Below are 23259 nucleotides of genomic sequence, written 5' to 3' on the forward strand. Positions count from 1 at the left end.
AGCAGAAAAACTTAGCTGAGTTTCATTTTATCAAACACTAAGTGGCCATGTTCACCTTTAACCAAAATGGTATCACCTGCAACAAAATCACCTGACAAGATTTTTTGAGCTAATGTGTTTTCAATCTGTTGTTGAATCGCACGTTTTAATGGGCGCGCGCCATATACAGGGTCGAAACCTGCATCAATCAATAAATCAAAGGCTGTATCATCTACAGTTAAGCTCATATCACGATCGACAAGACGCGAACGTAATCGATCCAACTGAATATCGGCAATGCCGCGAATCTGTGCTTTTTTGAGTGAATGGAAAACCACCAACTCATCAATCCGGTTAATAAATTCCGGACGGAAATGCTGACTTACCGCATTCATTACGACTGTACGCACTTCATCGTCTGTTGCACCCTCACCTAGCTCACGTACATCTTGTGAACCTAAGTTCGAAGTCATCACAATAACCGTGTTTTTAAAGTCGACTACTCGACCTTGTGAGTCTGTTAAGCGACCGTCATCCAACACTTGTAGCAAAATATTGAATACATCCGGATGTGCTTTTTCAACCTCATCAAACAACACCACGCTATATGGTTTACGGCGAACAGCTTCGGTTAAAACACCGCCTTCTTCATAGCCCACATAACCCGGAGGCGCACCAACCAAACGGCTAACCGAATGTTTCTCCATGAATTCACTCATATCGATACGAATCATGGCATCATCACTGTCAAACAAAAAGTTAGCCAGTGCTTTAGTTAACTCTGTTTTACCAACACCTGTTGGCCCTAAGAACAAGAATGAACCACTTGGACGATTCGGATCAGACAAACCTGCACGCGAACGACGAACTGCGTTAGATACGGCAACAACAGCTTCATCTTGCCCGACAACGCGGTCATGTAAAAAACCTTCCATATTGAGTAGTTTTTCACGCTCGCCTTGCAGCATTTTAGTAACCGGAATTCCTGTTGCAGCACTAACGACCTCAGCAATTTCATTTTCAGTCACTTTAGTACGAATAAGTTTTGGCTCTTCGTTCTCTTCTGTGACTTCATCTTGCTCAAGCTGTTTTTGAAGCTCTGGAATTACACCATACTGTAAACGTGCTGCTTCAGCCAAATCGCCTTCACGCTGTGCTTTTTCAAAAGCAATACGCGCTTTATCAAGTTCAACCTGAGCTTGTTTAGTGCCTTCCACAAGAGTCTTCTCAGATTTCCAGATTTCTTCAAGATCGTTGTATTCTTTCTGAACTTCAGCGATCTGTCTTTCAAGATGAGTGACTTCGGCTTTACTACCTACATCTTCATCTTTTTTCACAGCTTCCAATTGCATTTTCAACTGGATTAAACGGCGATCAAGCTTATCAAGCGCTTCTGGTTTAGAATCAATTTCCATCTTAATACGAGAAGCTGCCTCATCAATCAAGTCAATTGCTTTGTCTGGTAATTGACGATCGGTAATGTAGCGATGAGACATTTTTGCAGCAGCAATAATCGCAGAGTCTAAAATTTGCACCCCATGGTGAGTGGCATATTTCTCTTTTAGACCACGTAAAATCGCAATGGTATCTTCAACACTTGGCTCATCAACCAACACTTTTTGGAAACGACGCTCTAATGCAGCATCTTTTTCAATATATTGGCGATACTCATCTAAAGTTGTTGCACCCACACAGCGCAACTCACCGCGCGCCAATGCAGGTTTTAACATATTACCCGCATCCATTGCGCCATCGCCTTTACCTGCGCCTACAAGCGTATGTAGCTCGTCAATAAACAGGATGATTTCGCCTTCGTGTTTTGCCAAATCTTTTAAAACAGCTTTTAAACGTTCTTCAAACTCACCACGATATTTAGCACCAGCCAGTAATGAGCCTAAATCTAATGATAAAACTCGTTTGCTTTTTAAGCCTTCTGGTACTTCACCATTGACAATACGCTGAGCCAAACCTTCAACAATAGCGGTTTTACCAACACCCGGTTCACCAATGAGTACAGGGTTGTTTTTTGTACGACGCGATAAAACCTGAATGGTACGGCGGATTTCGTCATCACGTCCAATCACCGGATCAAGTTTTCCCGCTAAAGCACGTTCAGTTAAATCAATCGTATATTTATTAAGTGAGTCACGTTGATCTTCGTGATTATTACTCATGACTTTGTCACTACCTCGAATATGTTCAATTACTTTACGTAAGCTGTCTGAAGTTACACCTACGGCACTTAAAATATTTTTAGTTTCGCCTGTTTCTGCTAAGCCTAATAGCACCCAGTCAGTTGACAAAAATTCATCACCCGCTTTTTGCGCATATCGATCTGCGAGATTAAGCGCTTTAACGGCCTCAGGGTTTAAATTGACATCTCCAGTCGGATTCGCAATGGTCGGAGCATCTTTTATAGCTTGCTCAAGCTTTTGTTTAAGTTCAGGTAACCGTGCACCTGCTTGTTGCAACAAACTAATATTTGATGGCTCTTCTAATAGGGTAGACAAAATATGAATACCTGCGATCGCGGTATGGTCTTTACCCATCGCTAAAGATTGAGCATCTGAAAGGGCTTGCTGCAAGCGGTTTGTAAATTTTTCAAAACGCATTCTTGTTATTCCTCACAACAAATTTGTACTTGTCTAATAGATGGGAACATTTTTTCGGATTTCAAATAAATTTATATATATTTTTCATAATGTTATTAAAATAACAATGAGTAAAACTCCATTATAATATGGGTTTATGAATGATCTATTTCAAGTATATTTTGTATAATTTTTAAGAGAGAACGAAAAAATGATATTTTCATCTGAATTTTTATAACAAGTAGCAATTTTAAAGCTGCAATATGTTTAATAGTTATCACTGTTAAATTTTAAAATATTTAAGGCAGCCCTTCGTCTGAAAGACTACCTTATTTCAAAATAACTAATTAATTATGCTATTGATGGAATGGACATTTAGCTTGCTCTGTTTTTTCTTTTGGAATATCTGGCGTAGAGATTGGGCGACGCTGATGCTGTTCCTGAATGATCGGGAACACAGATGTAAAGAAGTTTGACCAACCACCAGTACGTACCCGCAACAGATTATATTGCTCAGGTGATGTTACAGCTTGAGCAAATGTTTCTGGGTCAGCCACAGTTATTGTTAAAATATTAGATGAACTACCTTGGCTGAACTGTTTTAAAATACCAATCAAATCTTTAACACCAAAGTCTTCACCAATATTAAAGTCCGTAGGTGCTCCATCTGCCATTAAACTTGTACCAGCACCATCAAAGCCTTGTAAAGCACGACTGAACTCAACTGTTTGATGATCAATTGATAAATCTGCTGGACTTGGTGATGGACTTAGATCAGATGCGACAGTTGTACCGAGACGACGGCCATCAGCACTTGCACCATTCCAAGCTCCCATCTCCACATGATTTTCAAAAGTTCCTACGCCAGGTTGAATTTGAATACCAAAAGGATGCTCTTCTGAACCATAACGCTCAGCCAAACCTTTAAGGCTTTGTGCAAATTGGGGCCATGGATGAGTAAATGTCTTGACTGATATTTCAGCAATCATTTGAACAATCTCATCGCCTAATTTATCGACTTCAGAATTCCCTCGCCCATAACGTGGCTGTGCCAAAGCAATTTCACGTAAGCGCTTATAACGATCAGCTTGCGCAGCAATACGCGCGTGACCAGCTAAATTACTAATAAATGGCTCGGTCATTTTATATCCCCAGTCACAACACAAGCACTCTAACAACTCAGGCAATGTGGTTACTGCAGTTAAGGGATCAAATACCATTGCCTTAATAGCATAAAGTGAATTGATGGTATTACTCAGCGAGATATAGCACGGTCCATAAATACTATATTTAGCCCCACCACTATAAAAATCCTGTCCTTTAGCCAAACAGTCATCCATCAATACATTTAAAATTGGAGATGGGCAAATATCTGTATTGGCGCCATAACCTAGAATTTGACCATTGAAAGCTTTGCGATTGAGTAACTCAAAATGTTGCTCATAGAGCTCTAACAGTTCTTCAAAACTATCAATCTGATCGGCAGGTCTGCTATTTAATGAAACAGTTTGTCCAAACAGATAGCTTTGCCCAGCACTTGAAATTGTTCTACCTTGATTTAATGCACATTCCAACGGCTGTAATGTCGAGAACCCACCTAAAGAAAACCAGTTTTCGCCAGGGAACTGAGGTTCATAACAACCATCACAAGCGTAATTTTGTGCTGAACGAATATCGACTTTAGAGTTCCAAGTTGGCAAATTAGTGAGTGTATCTCCCCCTACACCATTTCCACTCTGATGAAGACTAGGAATGAGCTTTTCATCATTTAATAAAATCGGGTGAGCACCACCAGATAAAATTGCATGTGCAGCTTCTTCTAAAATATCTTCAGGAATATCTTTTCGGGTTCTTAAAGACAAACACGGGGCATTTAATGGTAAACGGCCTGATGCACGTATGAATAATCGTGTCACCTCATTGTAAGCAGGTTTGGTTTTAGAAAAGTCTTCTTCACCATCAACTTTTGTACCGCCAACTGTAATCTGCTGAATCCATTGCCCCAAAGATGCTCCTTGAGGATAAGGGCCAGAACTACCACCCATCGCAAGATTACCGAAAGGTTGATGGTCTTCCATGAAAATACGGTTTTGTTGTACTTTTTCATCTAGCTTGATATAGAAGGCATCGATAATTTCTTGCGCTTGTTCAGGCGTAGTTGAATGGTTATCCAAGAAAGGCTGCAACAGTTGATCCATGCGTCCAAATGCTGTTGGTTCACCATTCAAATGCAGACAGCTATGCAATGTAAAAATGAATTGAACTGCTTCAAGAAATGTCTCTGGTTTATCTTTCGACAACTTTTCCATTCGTCGACCAATCGCAGTTAAATTATCTTTTTCAAACTCTTGCCCTTTTTGCATCTGACCTGCGATTTTAAGTGCAAGCTTTGAGTAATTTAAAAAATATTCAGAAATACCAGTCAATGCCAATGCCGAAGCTTCATAGAAATCTTTTTTCTCTTGGGTTTGGGCATTGCTTGCATGTTTAGCAATTTCTAGTTGTAGACCAGCCAAACCTAAATCTAGTGCTTTTTTATAATTCGGAATAACATGTCCAACACCCGATGCTTCACTTAAGTTACGCAAAAAGCCCTGAAGACGTTCTTCCTCAGATAAATATTTCATCACATAGCGACCTTCACCCAAGGTCAGGTTTGGCATGGCTCCTACAATAATTTCATCAGGTAGAATACGATAGGTATCTGATCCATAAATGACCTTACCATCACATTCACGTCTGTTCGAATATGGAATCATTTCACCATTTTTTAATAATATTTTCCGTCCACGGAAACCATAATTTTCTGATGAGAATAATTGCAAACTTAATCGAATGGCCCAACCTTTGCGTAACATAATCGATAAACCCATAATACTTTCAGGCTTATCAGAAATATCGAAATGGTTAATGTAATAATCTATTCCGTGCTCAATTTCTTCTTGTTTCCGGTTAAAATACCAGTTGTCTTGCCACAAAGAAAATGTATTCTCAAGTAGACTTAAAATACGATTAGACGGTGGCTTAAAAAAATCACTATGGGGATTTAGCCCAGTCGCCATATTAAAAAGATAATTACTATGATTGTAGTACATCAAACCATTATCAGAACTCTTCGTATAATGTCGATCAAAACGCATCCAGTCCATACCTGGGAATAATTCCCAATCTATGTCGTCGTTGTCGTTGTCGTTGTCGTTCAAATAATTAAAATTATTTAGATATTCTGGAGCATTATCTAATACCAAGTCTTTTAAACTTGGAATATAAAAGATACCGCCTAAGTCTGAGTGAAGATTATTGAATAGACGGTCATTCATGAAACCTTTCAGGATATCTTGCTTGGAATCTTTCTTAGAGTCTTGTCTTGGTCCAATCTGGTTTGCCATCACTTCTTCTAAAATGGCAGCAGTTTTTGCAAAACCAGCAAAATAAATCCCTTCTTCATCTGCTTTAGTTACCGATTTTGGCACTCTAAAACTTGAATTTGACTCAGCACGACCAAACGGCAAACCCAAACGTAGAACTGGTGTAGTATTTCCATTTTCATCTTGCACACGAGAAGCTTTAATATGTGAACGGCTATCACGGTCTGGAATAATCGTGTCATCAGTTTTACGTCCAATCAAATCTTCGATTTGATCTTCTGACATCATATTGATTTGATCCCAGTTAATTAAAAACCGTTGGGATAAAACGTATGAACCACCAAAATGATCCATATCTTCTGCACCAATCAAAGTATGCTTTGCCAGTGAAATTGGATCAGATGGATTATTTAAATTTTCAGAAAAACGACAACCTAGAACCTTACCATTGCGACCAGTTTTAGATTGTGAAGCAGTAACTTGACTAAATATTTCCTTAATATCTAAAGCTAAAAAATGCTCAATATATTTCTGTAATACTGTACAAGCATCGGCATCATCACTTTTTACATGCAACCAAATGTCACCATCCGAATTTTTAAAACTCCCATTAGAATCAGAGAAAACTTCTGAGACATTTGGATTTTTTTCTTCTGGATAATGTAATTGCATTCCTTTTGGTCGCGACAAATTATCTTTTTTACAAATCTGATCCCAATTATCAAAAGATACACCAATCGACAAAGTTGTATTTCTACTGGAAAGTGCTGGATTATTATGGACCTCTTGACGCACAGCAATCATTAACTGACGAATTTTTTCACGTGTAATCTCTTTATTTAACCAAACTGTACTAAAAACTGCATGGGGTGAAGGATAAACCAACCCACGCTGCATATATTTCCATATTTCAGTAAAACGATCATCATAAGATATATTTAACATTATATTAAGTCCTTTAAAATATTTATATAATAATTAAGATTATGATTATTAACCCAACCAATAAATTATTATTAACAATAAAAAATCAAAATAACAAGATATTTAAAATCCAAATAAAATAGTAGGAATTAAAACCCAAAACAAGTCCAATATAAAATAAAATTTAGAAAAACTAAAAGAAGAAACAAATAAACCGAACAAAATAAAGAAAAGTATATAAATCCAACAATCAACTATTAAAATAAAATAACAAATAAACCATTTCATTAAAAAATTAAAATAACTTTTAATTAAAACTTATTGATATAATCTTCATTATTCTTTGCATAAAAACTAAGGTTGCCATGTTTATAAAAAAGCTCATCTCCACTTTACTTTTTACATCTATACCTTTTTATTGCTTTGCCGAGCTTCCACAAGACTCCCGAAGAGCTGGTGGGATTGCAGTTATTCCCTTGACTAGGGATATTACTCAGGTCACCTTTCAGCAAAAGCCTGTTTTAATTAGTCAGGAAGGTCAGCAGCGTTATGCTGTAGTGGGTATTCCGTTATCTACTCCACTCGGCAGTGTTCAGCTCGACACGAATAAAGCAGCTATTCAAATAGAAGTTAAGTCCTATCCTTATGCTGAACAACGGATTAAAGTCACTAACCAAGATTATGTGAACCCAAACCAAAGCCAGTTAGACCGCTACGCTCAAGAAGCTAAAGAACAAAATGATGTGTATAGCTCATTTACACAGAGCTCATGGCAAACCCTACCAGCATTTATACGTCCAACTTCGGGGAAATTTACTAACTCTTTTGGAAGAAAACGCTTTTTTAATGGTGAAGAACGCGCGCCCCACTCAGGTTTAGATATTCCTGCACCAGTAGGACAAAAGGTAGTTGCGCCCGCAGATGGAGTCGTTATCCAAACCGGATCTTATTTTTTTAATGGTCAAACTGTATTGATTGATCATGGGCAAGGCTTAATCAGCATGTTCTGCCATTTAAGCGCAATTAAAGTAGAGAAAGGCCAACATATCCGCCAAGGAGAAACTTTAGGTTTGGTGGGCAAAACCGGACGTGTGACAGGTCCGCACTTGCATTGGGGCATGAGCCTGAATAATGCACGGGTAGATCCTCAGTTATTCTTAGGTAAAACAGGCTAATTTAGTTTTTTTCGAAAATATTTTGGCGCATCCATATAGCCTTCTCGTAAGTAAAACTGGTGCGCCAATGTCCGCTGTTCACCCGAATGCAGTTCCATTCGATCACATCCCCGTTGTATTGCCAATTGCTCAGCCTTCTGCAAAAGCAAATGACCGATGCCTTTACTTCGTATATTTTCATCAACACACAAATAGCATACTTTGGCAAAATCGCCCTGCAAAGCAATTTGCGGAATAAAATAGAGAGATAAAAAGCCACAAATTTGATGCCCTTCTTCAGCAATCAAAATTTGTGAGTTAGGGTCATTATTTAGTATTTCAAATTTTTCTTGGATAAGAGCGAATGGCTGTGGATAGCCCATCTGTTTAAGTAAATCGCATATGGCCTGACTATCTTCCAATTTAGCAGTACGAATATTCACTTTCATCGCTCCTCTTATTTTTTAGTTATTTTTGATAATAAAAAAGCCAACTCTAATGTCAGCTTCTTTTATTTTCTATCTATCAAAAAAATACCTTATTCAGCTTCAATAATTTCGAAGTCGTGGGTAATTTCAACACCACCATCAGAAAGCATTTTACTCGCTGAGCAATATTTTTCGGCAGATAATTCAACCGCTTTTGCAACCTGTTTTTCTTTAACAGCTTTACCTGTTACCACAAAGTGTAAGTGGATTTTAGTAAAAACAGCTGGAATTGTGTCAGCACGCTCAGCTTTTAAATTACATACAACATTCGTCACATCTTGGCGTGATTTCTTTAAAATTGTCACAATATCAAACGAAGCACACCCACCAAGTCCCATTAATAGCAATTCCATAGGACGTGGACCACGGTTTTCACCACCATACTCAGGTGAGCCATCCATAATGACACTATGCCCACTATCCGATTTCGCTTCAAAAGCAACATTCTCTAGCCAATGTACACTTGTTTGCATTGCAACTACCTAAAAAAAATTATAAATTTAAGCAGGGTCTGTTGACATTTCATCTATGGATTGCGTTAGAGCTAAAAATTAATCCAAATAAGACGCAAAACCCAGACAATGGCAATCCTTTGTCCAGTTTTGTTATATAGTTTGTGAAATTTCAGCCATAATCTGAGTTACAATTTAAGCAGTGCAGACATAGCGCGAGACCATGTTATTTTGTACGTTCCGTTGTTAAGATCTATTTATTTAGAATGGCTAAATTTCATAGCTCTTGCTTGGTAACGTCTAAAAGAATTGTCTTATGTCGCAACCATCTGTGAAATGTCAACAGACCCTTGTTTTGTACACTAACATAAAATGAGTTGATAAGGAATTTCATCTCTTCTGTGTAATAGCTCATCTCGGGCTTGTGTGAATTGTTTACCCTATTCGGAACATATTAAGCATGACTTCAAATTTTTCACAACTCAGCACAGATGCTTTATCTCCGGGGCAACTACCTGAATCCGTTAAAGCATTGTTAAAACGTGCTCACATCAACAGATATCCAAAACGAACCACAATTGTTGATGCCGGAACAGAGTCAAAATCTTTATATTTAATTCTAAAAGGCTCAGTTTCAATTATTTTACGTGAAGATGATGAACGTGAAATTGTTGTTGCATATTTGAATCCGGGCGACTTCTTTGGGGAAATGGGGCTTTTCGAACCGAACCCTCAACGTACAGCTGAAGTTCGTACTCGTGATGTCTGTGAAATTGCAGAAATTTCTTATGACAACTTCCACGAACTTAGCAAACAATATCCAGACTTAAGTTATGCTGTTTTTGCACAACTTGTTCGTCGTCTAAAAAATACGACTCGTAAAATGACAGATCTTGCATTTATTGATGTGTCTGGACGTATTGCACGTTGTTTAATCGACTTATCTTCACAACCAGAAGCAATGATTTTGCCAAATGGTCGTCAAATTCGCATTACTCGTCAAGAAATTGGCCGTATTGTGGGATGTTCACGTGAGATGGTTGGCCGTGTACTCAAGACATTAGAAGATCAAGGGATGATCCAGACAGATGGTAAAGCTATTCTTATTTTTGATGTTTCATTAGAAGAAGCACCTGCTCCTGATGAAGACTATGATGATGAAGAATAATATTTATTAAATTTTTAATAAAAAGCAAACTTCGGTTTGCTTTTTTTATATGCAACAATGAGTTAATACACAAAACTTACAAACTATTCTAATTTTATGATTTAAGTTGAATACATATTCTCCGTTAGGCTAACTCAAAATTTCCAAGGATTCCGCTGTATGCAATTTAACCCACTTAGTCGCACAGGCCTCAAGCTTCCAGAAATTTGTTTAGGCACCATGACATTTGGTGAGCAAAACTCCCAGCAAGAAGCATTTGAACAACTCAATTATGCTTTGGCACACGGTTTATATTTTTGGGATACGGCAGAGATGTATTCAGTTCCGCCAAAACCTGAAACTTATGGTGCAACTGAAACCATTATTGGCAATTGGTTTGCCCAAAATGGTCAGCGTGATAAAGTCTTCCTGGCCTCTAAAATTGCCGGACCTGGCTTTGGAGGAACACACATCAGAGAAGGCCATACGCGCTTCAACAGCGATCATATTGCTAAAGCCCTAGATGACTCCCTAAAACGTCTCCAAACCGACTATATCGACCTTTACCAGCTCCATTGGCCTGAACGTCATACTAACTTTTTCGGTACGCTAGCTTATGGTAACCAGCAAGCCCAAAATGATTACGATACAACCCCTCTAGAAGAAACATTACTTGCTCTACAAGAAGAGATTAATCGAGGGCGCATTCGTTATATTGGCTTATCGAATGAAACGCCATGGGGCACTATGAAGTTTTTACATTTGGCTGAAAAGTTAGGTGTCAGCAAATTTGTAAGTGTTCAAAATCCATACAGTCTACTCAACCGTACTTATGAAATAGGTATGTCTGAAATTGCTAAATATGAAGATGTTGGCTTGCTCGCGTACTCTCCTCTTGCGTTTGGCTATCTCTCCGGCAAGTTTAGAAATGGTGCTCGTCCCGCTAATGCCCGTGTCACATTATTTCCACGCTTTAGCCGCTACAGTAACCCCCAAAGCGAATGGGCAACTGAGCAATATGCACAGCTAGCTGAAAAACATGGGCTAAGCTTAACTCAAATGGCATTAGCATTTATCAAACAACAATTCTTTGTGACCAGCACAATTATTGGTGCCACTAATCTAGACCAGCTTAAAGAAAATATTCAGGCATTTGAAATTGAACTACCAGCTGAAGTTTTACAAGGTATTGAGGCCATTCATATTCAACAGCCCAACCCTGCACCTTAAATAAAAAACGGATGCTTAAGCATCCGTTTTCTTTATCTATAAACAATTTATATGTTATTTACGGCCATTATAAATTGCCATTGCCGCAGGCAAGTTCTTACGCATATCGTCAATACGCTGAGAATTAGATGGGTGAGTAGACAAGAATGATGAACCACCGCCACCTTCAAGCTTGTTCATTTTTTCCCACAATGTAATCGCTGCATTTGGGTTATAGCCTGCACGTGCCATCAGCATTAAACCACCTTGGTCAGCACGACTTTCCAAGCTACGAGAATATGGTAAGCCTACACCTACTTGCGAACCTAACTGAGCCGCAGCAGTACCAAGTTGGCCGACATTATTACCCGCATAGCTTAGACCAATACCTAGAGCTAAATCAGTGAGAGCCTGAGCGCCGATTTTACTTTTTGCATGCTCTTCCAAGGCGTGAGTCATTTCATGCCCCATAACCGCTGCAATTTCCGCATCAGTCAGGTTCAATTTATTTACAATGCCTGTGTAGAACACCACTTTACCACCTGGTGCTACATAAGCATTAATGGTGTCTGATTTCAGTACTGCCAACTGCCAACTAAAAGGCTGACCAGTCTGGTTCATCTGGTTTGCATAAGGTCTTAAACGGTTAAAAACAGCATTAATACGGCTATAGGTACTTGAACTTGTATCCAAAGTTCCTTTACCACGCGCTTCCTGCACCATTTTACTAAAACCTTGAGCAGATTGAGCATTTAACGTCGCTGTATCTGCGCCTGCCATATCAGCTACGGTTGCACAGCCAGAAATGGTCATCACACTTGCTGCACACAAGCTTAAAAAGAGTTTTTTATTCATCAACATGGATCACCTAAATCGTTAAAAAAGCTGTTTATTCTTTTGCACTTATTATAAGAAATCCCGCTTATGCTTTGAATGTCTCATTTCTTCATGATCATAGTATTTATGTAACGATCAAGTAGATAAAGTCATCAAATAAATCCAGAAAATCAAACATATTACATTTAAGCCAAGATAGATATGACTTAAGGTCTTAACTTTCTCTTCAAGATTAGGACTTTCTCTTTTCCAGAGTAAATAACTATTTTGTATGAACACCACAGGAATTAACACACAAGCAAACAATACTGACAAGCTCATAAAAGCAGTCATAAAGAAATCTTCATGGTACTCTTGCCCATAAATGACCAACATCGCTAGTGTTGGAGAACCACCAATAGCAAATAAAAAAGAATAAAAAATTGTTTTTGAAATAGTTGGTTGCAGCTTCATCCTGAGCCCATCATTCCTTATCTATATCTAACGTTTTAATCTGAATCGAATAAAACAAAAACTGCACTTTAGTCGGGTATAAAAAAGCCCCCTTTCAGGAGGCCTTTTTAATCTTTGCTAATTAAGCAGAGAATGGATGACGTAAAACAATTGTTTCTGCGCGGTCTGGACCAGTTGAAACGATGTCAATCGGACATTCGATTAATTGTTCAATACGCTTCACATAAGCCAAAGCATTTGCTGGTAATTGTTCGATGCTAGTTAAACCTACAGTCGACTCGCTCCAACCTGGCATAGTTTCATAAATTGGTTTCAAGCATTCAAAAGAAACCGCATCAGAAGAACCTACACAGCCTGAATCTGTATTTTCATAGCCCACACAGATTTTCACTTCTTCTAAACCATCTAAAACATCAAGTTTAGTTAAGCAAATACCAGAAAGTGAGTTTACATCTACAGAACGGCGAAGGATTTCAGCATCAAACCAACCACAACGGCGTTGACGACCAGTAGAAGCACCAAATTCATGACCAACTGTACCAAGATGTTTACCCACTGGGTCACCAGCATCAGCTGCTGCATCGTAAACCAATTCAGTTGGGAATGGACCAGCACCTACACGTGTTGTATAAGCTTTAGTAATACCTAATACATAGTCAAGATGTAAAGGTCCCATACCTGAACCAGAGCTTACGCCACCAGCAGTTGTATTTGAACTTGTAACATATGGATAAGTACCGTGGTCAATATCTAGAAGTGAGCCTTGAGCTCCTTCAAACATTACAGCCTTACCGTCTTTACGATAGTCATGCAACACTTTAGTAACATCAACCACTAATGGAGCAAGAACTTCACGCCATTGGTTGCAAAGAGCCAATACATCTTCAAATTTAACAGCTTCTACACCGTAGAACTGAGTTAATTGGAAGTTATGTAACTCAAGCATTTCTTGAAGTTTTTCTTCTAATGCCGCGCCACCACGAACAAGATCAGCAACACGCACTGCACGGCGAGCTACTTTATCTTCGTAAGCAGGACCAATACCACGACCTGTAGTACCGATTTTAGCATTACCACGTTTCTTTTCACGTGCCTGATCAAGTGCAATGTGGTTAGGCAAAATGAGTGGACAGTTTGGAGAAATACGAAGGCGTTCTTTAACAGGAACTCCTTCCGCTTCCAAAATTCCCATTTCTTCAATTAACGCGGCTGGTGAAAGTACCACGCCATTACCAATTAAGCACAATACGTTTTCACGTAAAATACCAGATGGAATGAGGTGCAATACAGTTTTTTTACCACCTACGACAAGAGTATGACCTGCGTTATGTCCGCCTTGATAACGTACTACCGCAGCCGCCTGATCTGTGAGCAGGTCGACGATCTTACCTTTACCTTCGTCGCCCCATTGGGTACCAAGTACCACAACATTTTTGCCCATAATAGCCTCATTACATCATGCTGTTAAAATTGGAAACCACCAGTAAAAATTACCGTTGGCATTTAAATCTTTTCAATATTCCATTGACCATTTTGCGCCACGAGTTGATGGGTCGCGTATGGAATAGAACTTAAATCATCATTACCTAACAATTGAACGACACGTAAACCTTGAGCTCGTGCATTCGAAATTGCTGAGAGTAAATCCTGTTCTGAGCCTTTTGGAGCAACAACAGTTTCGATCTCTGCGAACTGATTTGCACCCAAGGCATATAAATCACAACTGAAACCAGTAGCAGGACGTGCGCGACCAAAGTGCTCACCAATACCATCGTAACGGCCACCTTGCGCTAACGGCGCAGCACGGTTCGGCGCATATACTGCGTACATTAAGCCAGTGTGATAGTGATAACTACGTAGCTCTACAACATCGATACCGATATTGAGATTTGGCCAACGACCTTTAATTTGCTCAAGCGTCGTTTTAAGTGCATCTAATGCTGACTTGAATTCCGCATCTTGCAAGATATTGGCACTTAAATTTGTCTGTAATGCTTCTAGATCACTAGAATAACGACCAAGCGCATAGAAATCAGAACCCATATTGAGGCTTTGAGTAAATTCTGCTAACTCTGGCAATGCTTTTCTTTGATAAAGATCAGACAGTTCATGTTCTTCATTTTTTGACAGTCCAGCATACTTTACTAGACTACGAAACAACCCTACATGGCCCAAATCTAAATGAGCGCCTTGTAAAGTATAGATGTTCTCAATCAATCCCAGCATGACATCGACCATTTCAACATCAGCTTCGATGCTATCGTGGCCATATAACTCTGCACCTAATTGCAAAGGTGCACGTGTAGCATTGAAATTTTGTGGTTTAGTATGTAATACAGTCCCTGAATAACAGTAACGTGCAATGCCTTCAACTGGTCTTACATGTGCATCAATACGAGCAACTTGTGGCGTCATATCAGCACGAACACCGAGTAAACGGCCTGAGAGCTGATCAATAACCTTAAAAGTTACTAAATCTAAGTCTTGATTTGATTCTGATAATGAAGACAACGATTCGATGTATTCGATAAATGGTGTATATACCAATTGATAACCTCGCACCGCGAGGAAATCTAAAGCTTCACGGCGAAGTTTTTCAATGACTTGTGCCTGTTCCGGCAATACATCTGCTACCCCGTCAGGCAGCAACCATGTCTCTGAAATGGTCATATTTCAAGCCTAAAATCTGATCAACGTGGAACGACCCCACATAAAAAAATCGGGAACACACCCGATTTCTCTTAGTGTAGCATGATACTTTCTGCCATGCACCTGACAATTTGCATAAATCTTTCTGAATAAACTCTAAAGTCAAAAAGAAGTTTTTATGAATTAGCAAGTGTATTCAATATCTTACTATCACTCACTTAAATTATAATCAAAAGTTCTTAGACCAAAGAAAGGGCCAATAACTGAACTATCACCTTGTTGCCAGTTAATCAGATTTAATTTTTAAATAGCTTTCTTAAATGATTTAAATTCACATTTAGAAAGAATCGCATAAATCCAATAATCGATTTGCATAGCCCCATTCATTATCATACCAAGCAAATACTTTAGCTTGATGCCCAACCACCATTGTCTGAGTTAAATCAACAATAAGCGAATAAGGAGAATGGTTAAAATCACTGGAAACTAATGGCTCATCTGTTACTGCCATAATTTCTGCATAGTCTGTTTGAGATGCTTTAATTAGCAATTCATTAATATGATGCACCGTAATTGGAGATTGTGCGATAAAAGTTAAGTCAATTGCAGCTACATTTATAGTAGGTACCCGAATTGAATAACCGTCTATACGGTCTTCCATTTTAGGCATAACACGTTTTAATGCACCGAGTGCACTAGACGTGGTCGGAATAATATTTTGCCCTGACGCTCTAGCACGACGTAAATCTCGATGCGCGTGATCGAGTACAGATTGGTCTGCTGTCACCGCATGGATTTCTGTCATAAGTGCGGTTTCAATACCAAAAGCATCATCAATGATTTTCACCAATGGAACTAAAGCCTGCGTAGTACATGAAACACTTGATATAATCTGATCTGTTACTTTGACTTCATGATGATTCACACCATAAACAATGGCTGCATCGACATGATCAAAAGGTGCTGCACCGATAATGACCCGCTTCGCCCCTGCTCGCAAATGACGCGTTGCATCTGCATGAGAGCGGAACAATCCAGTACACTCAAGCACGACATCAACTTTCAAACTAGCCCAAGGTAATAGTTCTGGTTCTTTTTGCTTTAAAACTTCAACTTTTAAAGTTCGTTGATTTGACTGAATATTCAAAAAAACTTTTTCATTTTCAATAAATATTTCAACATTTCCATTGAAGCGGCCATGTGTTGAGTCATATTTAAATAAATGCACTAATGTTTCTACATCTGCTATATCGTTAATCGCCACGATTTCAAATTGAAATTGTTTTGGATGCTCAAACCATGCACGTAAAACATTACGTCCAATTCGACCAAACCCATTAATGGCGATACGTTGCATGACCTATCCTTATCTACAAAACTACAGGCTAAAGAAGGCATATAGTAAAGCACGTCACAGCCAGTTGAATATAGATTTTTAGCCAAATCACAGTTTTGTAAGATATTCCTTTTAAAATCGTTGGTTCGGTGGGGTTTTTCCGCTACAATTTAGCGTTTTTAAAAAATAAGCCCCGTATCACATGCTAAGGTTTGGCATAAAACAAACGAGCATTGATGATACATTTAGCCAAATTCGAAAATATGGAGTGACTTGGTTGTGAGTACTCGTTTAATGACATCTGCTGAAATTCGTGAAGCATTTTTGCGCTACTTTGAGACGCAAGGGCATACACGTGTCGCGTCGAGTTCTCTTGTTCCTGCCAACGACCCAACTCTATTATTTACAAATGCTGGGATGAACCAGTTTAAAGACTGCTTTTTAGGTCTTGAAAAACGTGACTATGTACGTGCAACCTCATCACAAAAATGTGTACGTGCTGGTGGTAAACATAATGACTTAGACAACGTTGGTTATACTGCTCGTCACCATACATTCTTTGAAATGTTAGGTAATTTCTCATTTGGTGATTATTTCAAACGTGATGCACTTAAATTCGCTTGGGAATTTTTGACTAGCGATGAATGGCTAGCTCTCCCTAAAGACCGTTTATATGCGACCGTTTATCACACCGATGATGAAGCTTATGACATCTGGAATAAAGAAATTGGTTTAGCACCTGAACGTATTATCCGTATTGGTGATAATAAAGGCGAAAAATACGCATCTGATAACTTCTGGGCAATGGGCGATACAGGTCCATGTGGCCCATGTTCTGAAATTTTCTTTGACCACGGTGACCACATTTGGGGTGGTTTACCAGGCTCTCCAGAAGAAGATGGCGACCGTTTCATTGAAATCTGGAACAACGTTTTCATGCAGTTTAACCGCACGAACGATGGCGTACTTCACCCTCTCCCTGCTCCATCTGTTGATACAGGTATGGGCTTAGAGCGTATTTCTGCTGTATTGCAACATGTTAATTCAAACTATGATATTGACCTGTTCCAACATTTATTAAAAGCTGCTGCAAACATTATTGGTATTGAAGACGAAGGTCAGCCTTCTTTACGTGTAGTGGCAGACCATGCACGCTCATGCTGTTTCTTAATTGCTGATGGTGTTAACCCAAGCAATGAAGGTCGCGGTTATGTACTACGCCGTATTATCCGCCGCGCTGTGCGTCATGGTAATAAGCTTGGTGCAACTGGTACATTCTTCTACAAAATGTTGCAACCTTTAATCGAAGTTATGGGTGATGCTTATCCAGAACTTGTAGGACGCAAAGATGTAATCGAAGCAACTTTAGTTCGTGAAGAAGAACAGTTTGCTAAAACACTTGAGCAAGGTTTAAAACTACTTGAAGGTGAACTTGCCCAATTAAAAGACAAGACTATTCCTGGTGCGACAGTCTTCAAACTTTACGACACTTACGGCTTCCCAACAGACTTAACTGCTGATATTGCACGTGAACGTGACTTTATTATTGACGAAGCTGGTTTTGAAGTAGAAATGGCTGCACAGCGTCAACGTGCTCGTGATGCTGGTAAATTCGCTATTGACTATAACAGCATTGTACAAGTTGAAGGCGAAACCCAGTTTGACGGTTACATCAATACCACTGGTCAAGGCCAAATTGTAGCGATCTATAAAGATGGCGTACAAGTTGATGAAGTTTCTGAAGGTGATGAAGCACTTATCGTTTTAAACCAGACTCCTTTCTATGCAGAAAGTGGTGGTCAGATTGGTGACACAGGTATCTTCAAAAACGAAACTGGTATTTTTGAAGTTCAAGATACCAAAAAGTCAGGCGGTGCCTTTGTTCATCAAGGTATTGTGACCGTTGGTAATCTTAAAGCCGATCAAAACGTTGAAGCTATTGTTAAAGCAGACATTCGTGAGGCAACAGCTCGTAACCACTCAGCAACTCACCTATTACATGCTGCTCTACGTCAAATCTTAGGTTCACACGTACAACAAAAAGGTTCTTTAGTTGCAAGTGATATCTTACGTTTTGACTTTGCAAATGACCAACCTGTAACTTTTGAACAGTTACAACAAGTTGAGCGTTTGGTAAATGCAGAAATTATTGCAAATACCGCAGTAACAACTGAACTCCTCGACATCGAAGCGGCAAAAGCTAAAGGTGCCATGATGTTGTTCGGTGAAAAATACGGTAATGAAGTTCGTGTTCTCGCTATGGGTTCAGTGATTGATGAGAAAAACTTCTCAATCGAACTTTGTGGTGGTATTCACGTTAAGCGTACAGGTGATATTGGCTTATTTAAAATCACTTCTGAAGGCGGTGTAGCTGCTGGTGTACGTCGTATTGAAGCAGTTACGGGTACTAAAGCTTTAGATGTAGTACAAAAAACCGATTCAGATATCCAGCACATTAATGGCTTATTAAAAGCACAGAAAGACCAAACTGTAGAGCGTGTACAAGCCAATGTTGAATTGGTTTCTGCCTTACAAAAGCAGATTGAACAGCTCAATCAGAAATTGGCAAACTTCCAAGCGTCAGAATTGATTGATCAGGTACAAACGATTGCTGATCGTCAAACGCTTATTACCACTGTTCAAGGTGTAGATGCGAAATCACTTCGCAACTTGCACGACAGTGTTAAATCAAAATTAGAGAATGCAGTTATTGTATTAGCTGGCGTAGAGGGTGACAAAGTTAGCCTGCTTGCTTCAGTTGCATCACAATACACTGCAAATCTAAAAGCAGGTGACATCATCAAGCATCTAGCAACCGAGTTAGGTGGTAAAGGTGGTGGTAAACCTGACTTAGCACAAGGTGGCGCGCCACTTAACGAGAAGTTTGGACAAGTTATTGCTGCATTACCTGCATGGCTTGAACAAAAATAAGACTTCACTTTTTGTGTAACTGACCCTGAAAAGCCTCTCAGGGTCATGGCTTATATGGAAAAACTATGGCATTAATCGTTCAAAAATATGGCGGTACTTCTATGGGTACCCCCGAGCGCATTTTAAATGTTGCTCGTCGTGTTAAGCGTTGGCATGATCACGGTCACAAAGTTGTTGTGGTCGTATCTGCAATGAGTGGTGAAACAAACCGCTTACTTGCTCTCGCTAAAGCCATTACCGAAACACCTGACCCACGCGAGTTAGACCAAATGGTTTCAACCGGTGAACAGGTGACGATTTCCATGTTAGCTATGGCACTTAACTCGATTGGTGTGGAAGCTAAATCCTATACCGGACGTCAAGTCGGTATTAAAACTGACAGTGCATTTACCAAGGCGCGTATTGAGTCTATTGACACAGATGTCATGACTAATGACCTAGATGCAGGCCGTGTTATTGTCGTTGCCGGCTTCCAAGGCTTTGATGCTAACGGAAATATCACAACTCTAGGCCGTGGCGGTTCAGATACTTCTGGTGTTGCTCTTGCTGCTGCTTTAAAAGCAGATGAATGCCAAATTTACACAGATGTAGATGGCGTTTATACCACAGACCCTCGTGTTGCTCCTAAAGCCAAAAAAATCGACCGTATTTCTTTTGAAGAAATGCTAGAAATGGCTTCATTAGGTTCAAAAGTTTTACAAATTCGCTCAGTAGAATTTGCCGGAAAATATCAAGTTCCTTTGCGTGTATTATCAAGTTTTGATAATGATAACGACGGCGTGTTTGACGATGAATTTAAAGAAAATGTAGGTACACTCATTACGACTGAGGCGGAAGATAATATGGAACAGCCAATTATTGCAGGTATTGCTTTTAACCGTGACGAAGCAAAATTAACGATTTTAGGTGTACCTGATGAACCAGGTATTGCTTCTAAAATTTTATCACCAGTAAGTGATGCCAATATCGAAGTCGATATGATAGTGCAAAATGTTGAAGAAGACGGCACAACAGATTTCACTTTCACTGTAAACCGTGTTGATTTAGCGAAAGCTGAAAAGATCTTAAACGAAACTGCCAAAAATATTGGTGCACGTGAAGTTTCAACACGTGATGACATCGTTAAAGTGTCTATCGTAGGTGTAGGTATGCGTTCACATGCGGGTGTAGCGAGCAAAATGTTCACTGCCCTTGCTGACGAAGGCATTAATATCCTGATGATTTCAACATCTGAGATTAAAGTTTCTGTCATTATTGATGAGAAATATCTTGAACTTGCGGTTCGTTGTCTACATACCGCTTTTGGTTTAGATCGTGAACATGGTGAAAGCAGCGCCCGCGCTTAATTTTACCAAACGGTCAATAATTCATTAAAAAATGTTTACTTGTCCGACAATAATCAAATAAAACACAGAGCCGCTATAGTTTTTTTTATAGCGGCTCTGTTATATTAAACGGAAAGTTTTTTGGCAGTGATTATCAAAATATGACTTTGTTCTCATATTTCTGTTAGAATCTGACTGAAAACTGAGGTTGAGCTTTTATTTGGGTACCAATATTGCAGTTTTAAGCGTTTAGCAAGGAGATAAACATGCTGATTCTGACCCGCCGTGTCGGGGAAACATTAATGATTGGGGATCAAGTCAGTGTTACTGTGCTTGGCGTCAAAGGAAACCAGGTTCGTATTGGTGTGAATGCACCAAAAGAGGTTTCTGTTCATCGCGAAGAAATTTATCAACGTATTCAACATGAACGTGCAATGCATGAACACCTTCAACATATTGATCAAGATTATCAAGCTTCTTTTGAAGATGATAATTATGCACAGAAAAACTTCAATCGTTAATATGAAGTTATTCTCTCCCTAATTAAAGCGACTTTATAGTCGCTTTAAATTTTTTAGGACGTTGTATTTATAGGCCTAAAGCACGTTTAACAGGTGCATAACTACGGCGATGCTGATCAATTACACCATGCGCTGCAATGGCTTCAAAATGCGCTTTGGTTGGATATCCTTTATGTTTGGCAAAACCAAATAATGGATACTGTTGATCTAATTCCTGCATTTGTCGATCACGTGTAACCTTTGCCAGAATACTCGCAGCACTGATTTCAGGATGACTCGCATCTCCCCCAACAATCGCTTCACAAGGAATAATGATTCCTTTTGGAATTTGATTACCATCTACAATCACTTTTTGTGGTTGAGTTTTCAAACCATCAACTGCGCGCTGCATAGCCAAAAAAGTCGCTTGTAAAATATTTAATTCATCAATTTCATTGTGCGTAGCCTCTGCAATTGACCAAGCTAAGGCTTTTTCTTGTATTTCAATAAACAACTTTTCACGTTTCTTTTCAGTTAATTTTTTAGAATCATTTAATCCCACAATTGGATTATTGGGATCTAAAATAACAGCCGCTGCCACAACGGAACCTACTAATGGCCCACGTCCCGCCTCATCTACACCAGCAATAAACATTTACTCTTCACCTTTAAACAAAAGAGGCTGATCAATAGTAATCAGCCTTCTTTAATACAAAAATCATTAATTACTTTTGTAAAGCTTCTGCCACGCACGCATTTACAGTATTAGAAACTACTTGGTTTACAATTGTAGCACGCGCATTTACATCAAATGCAGCCGCAGCTAATTCTACTGCTGTCACACTATTTGGTGCTTTTTCGCTCACGCAACCACAAACATTAGTTTGAATGCTGTCACGTTGCTCAGCAGTCATAAGCTTTGTTGCTGTCTTCCAAGCCGAAACATTATTAATCTCTGTAATACATTTCGCATTTACAGCAACTTTTAATGCAGCAACACCCAACTGTTGAGTTGTGGTTTGTGCAGAATTAGCGCCTGTACCCATACCTGTAGTCGTTGCACACGCTGTTAAAGCTAAAACAACTGGTGCTAGAGCGAGCATCAATTTTTTCATCATTTTTTCCTTTGATTGAACCTTGGCAGCGCGTATTGTGCCTAAACTCGACTTTAGAAGAAACAAATAATTTGATGCATTTATGCAATCTATTTTTCGCTAAAAAACTCAGTTATCAAATGCATTTCTCCTTAACCGTTCTGTTTTTGGCACGCTCTGTTACATTTAAAACATTTCTCAAAATCAGTGCTTTCTCATAAAATTGAAAATCAAAACGACAAAAAAATAGGTTTTTTATGCCTGCTGTTTCATCTCAGTATTACACCCGTACCGCACAAATCCTGCATTGGGTGATGGCAATCATTTTCATCGCAGCATGGGCTATTGGCTTCTATAGTGGAAATTTTTTAAGTTATGACGTTGATGGTAGCTTTAAAGGCGATGTCATTACGCTGCATAAGAATATTGCAACAACCATTATCTTTTTGGTAATTATCCGGATTTTATGGCGCTATACGCATCCAGCTCCAAAATTACCTGACACTATGTCTCCGATGATGAAAACTCTGGCACATATTGGTCATCTATTCCTTTATGTGATTTTGGTGGCTTTACCTGTCACTGGTTGTTTATTTAGCTGGAGCGCTGGTCATCCTGCCCCTGTTTTATATTTATTTGAAATTCCGCGTTTAGTACAAGATAACCCAGAGCTTTTAGCTATTGTTAAACCTTTACATATTTATATTTCTTGGTTTGCAGGCTTTCTTATTGTTGGACATGTACTTGCTGCTTTAAAACATCACTTTGTTGATAAAGACAATATTTTAAATAGTATGACCAAACAACCTAAGTAATTACACA

18 protein-coding genes and 1 pseudogene are annotated in these 23259 nt (G+C 39.1%); 7 read left to right on the forward strand and 12 right to left on the reverse strand.

All coding sequences use genetic code 11. The features are described from left to right. Positions 1 to 11 precede the first annotated feature (11 nt). Both clpB and WA249_RS08560 read right to left on the reverse strand, forming a co-directional pair. Positions 12 to 2591: an ATP-dependent chaperone ClpB gene (clpB, locus tag WA249_RS08555; protein WP_336167866.1), complete on the reverse strand. Its 2580-nt coding sequence runs from the start codon at positions 2589 to 2591 to the stop codon at positions 12 to 14. A 335-nt stretch (positions 2592 to 2926) separates the two neighbouring features. Continuing rightward, the gene (locus tag WA249_RS08560) at positions 2927 to 6883 is read right to left on the reverse strand and encodes a Dyp-type peroxidase (protein WP_336167868.1); all 3957 of its coding nucleotides are present in this window, start codon (positions 6881 to 6883) and stop codon (positions 2927 to 2929) included. A 344-nt stretch (positions 6884 to 7227) separates the two neighbouring features. Between WA249_RS08560 and WA249_RS08565 the strand changes: the two genes are divergently transcribed. Further along, positions 7228 to 8037: a peptidoglycan DD-metalloendopeptidase family protein gene (locus WA249_RS08565; protein ID WP_336167870.1), complete on the forward strand. Its 810-nt coding sequence runs from the start codon at positions 7228 to 7230 to the stop codon at positions 8035 to 8037. Here the strand turns inward: WA249_RS08565 and WA249_RS08570 are convergent. The 3 genes and pseudogenes from WA249_RS08570 to WA249_RS08580 form a co-directional block, all read right to left on the reverse strand. Then, positions 8034 to 8459 (reverse strand): GNAT family N-acetyltransferase, encoded by a 426-nt coding sequence (locus tag WA249_RS08570; protein ID WP_336167872.1) that lies wholly within the window; start codon positions 8457 to 8459, stop codon positions 8034 to 8036. The two genes, WA249_RS08565 and WA249_RS08570, sit on opposite strands and share 4 nt — an antisense overlap. Positions 8460 to 8554: 95 nt before the next feature. Then, positions 8555 to 8977 carry an OsmC family protein gene (locus WA249_RS08575; protein WP_005041936.1) on the reverse strand — a complete coding sequence of 141 codons (423 nt, stop codon included), beginning with the start codon at positions 8975 to 8977 and terminating at the stop codon, positions 8555 to 8557. A 135-nt stretch (positions 8978 to 9112) separates the two neighbouring features. Then, positions 9113 to 9181: pseudogene (locus WA249_RS08580) on the reverse strand (hypothetical protein); the annotation flags it as partial. A 235-nt stretch (positions 9182 to 9416) separates the two neighbouring features. On the opposite strand from WA249_RS08580, the gene crp reads away from it, so the two are divergent. Both crp and WA249_RS08590 read left to right on the forward strand, forming a co-directional pair. Beyond that, positions 9417 to 10124, forward strand: a complete 708-nt coding sequence (crp, locus tag WA249_RS08585) for a cAMP-activated global transcriptional regulator CRP (RefSeq protein ID WP_336167875.1) — start codon at positions 9417 to 9419, stop codon at positions 10122 to 10124. Positions 10125 to 10283: 159 nt separating this feature from the next. Beyond that, a complete protein-coding gene (locus WA249_RS08590) occupies positions 10284 to 11333 on the forward strand; it encodes an NADP(H)-dependent aldo-keto reductase (RefSeq protein WP_336167877.1) in 1050 nt (349 codons plus the stop codon). Between the two features lie 54 nt (positions 11334 to 11387). Here WA249_RS08590 and WA249_RS08595 read toward each other — a convergent pair whose 3' ends face one another. The 5 genes from WA249_RS08595 to gap form a co-directional block, all read right to left on the reverse strand. Further along, positions 11388 to 12167, reverse strand: coding sequence for a M48 family metallopeptidase (locus WA249_RS08595; protein ID WP_336167879.1), 780 nt, complete (start codon positions 12165 to 12167; stop codon positions 11388 to 11390). A 117-nt stretch (positions 12168 to 12284) separates the two neighbouring features. Next, positions 12285 to 12602 carry a hypothetical protein gene (locus WA249_RS08600; RefSeq protein WP_133746483.1) on the reverse strand — a complete coding sequence of 106 codons (318 nt, stop codon included), beginning with the start codon at positions 12600 to 12602 and terminating at the stop codon, positions 12285 to 12287. A 121-nt stretch (positions 12603 to 12723) separates the two neighbouring features. Then, positions 12724 to 14043, reverse strand: a complete 1320-nt coding sequence (locus WA249_RS08605; protein ID WP_336167883.1) for an adenylosuccinate synthase — start codon at positions 14041 to 14043, stop codon at positions 12724 to 12726. 62 nt (positions 14044 to 14105) lie between these two features. Further along, positions 14106 to 15272, reverse strand: a complete 1167-nt coding sequence (locus tag WA249_RS08610; RefSeq protein WP_336167885.1) for an ATP phosphoribosyltransferase regulatory subunit — start codon at positions 15270 to 15272, stop codon at positions 14106 to 14108. Between the two features lie 316 nt (positions 15273 to 15588). After that, complete coding sequence (gene gap / locus WA249_RS08615) at positions 15589 to 16608, reverse strand: type I glyceraldehyde-3-phosphate dehydrogenase (protein ID WP_336167887.1); 1020 nt, start codon at positions 16606 to 16608, stop codon at positions 15589 to 15591. Positions 16609 to 16881: 273 nt separating this feature from the next. On the opposite strand from gap, the gene alaS reads away from it, so the two are divergent. The 3 genes from alaS to csrA all read left to right on the forward strand — a co-directional run bounded on the left by alaS (position 16882) and on the right by csrA (position 21364). Beyond that, entirely contained in the window at positions 16882 to 19518 is a 2637-nt protein-coding gene (gene alaS, locus WA249_RS08620) for an alanine--tRNA ligase (protein WP_336168058.1), read from the forward strand. Positions 19519 to 19583: 65 nt separating this feature from the next. Beyond that, positions 19584 to 20864, forward strand: a complete 1281-nt coding sequence (locus WA249_RS08625; protein ID WP_003652700.1) for an aspartate kinase — start codon at positions 19584 to 19586, stop codon at positions 20862 to 20864. 245 nt (positions 20865 to 21109) lie between these two features. Beyond that, complete coding sequence (gene csrA, locus WA249_RS08630; protein WP_336167889.1) at positions 21110 to 21364, forward strand: carbon storage regulator CsrA; 255 nt, start codon at positions 21110 to 21112, stop codon at positions 21362 to 21364. 67 nt (positions 21365 to 21431) lie between these two features. On the opposite strand, the gene rnhB is transcribed toward csrA, so the two are convergent. Both rnhB and WA249_RS08640 read right to left on the reverse strand, forming a co-directional pair. Beyond that, positions 21432 to 21998: a ribonuclease HII gene (rnhB, locus tag WA249_RS08635; protein ID WP_336167891.1), complete on the reverse strand. Its 567-nt coding sequence runs from the start codon at positions 21996 to 21998 to the stop codon at positions 21432 to 21434. A gap of 70 nt (positions 21999 to 22068) precedes the next feature. Beyond that, entirely contained in the window at positions 22069 to 22458 is a 390-nt protein-coding gene (locus WA249_RS08640; protein WP_199964900.1) for a hypothetical protein, read from the reverse strand. A gap of 236 nt (positions 22459 to 22694) precedes the next feature. On the opposite strand from WA249_RS08640, the gene WA249_RS08645 reads away from it, so the two are divergent. Beyond that, a complete protein-coding gene (locus WA249_RS08645) occupies positions 22695 to 23252 on the forward strand; it encodes a cytochrome b (protein WP_336167894.1) in 558 nt (185 codons plus the stop codon). Positions 23253 to 23259: the final 7 nt, after the last annotated feature.

Source organism: Acinetobacter sp. 161(2023) (assembly GCF_037027805.1).
GTDB lineage: Bacteria > Pseudomonadota > Gammaproteobacteria > Pseudomonadales > Moraxellaceae > Acinetobacter.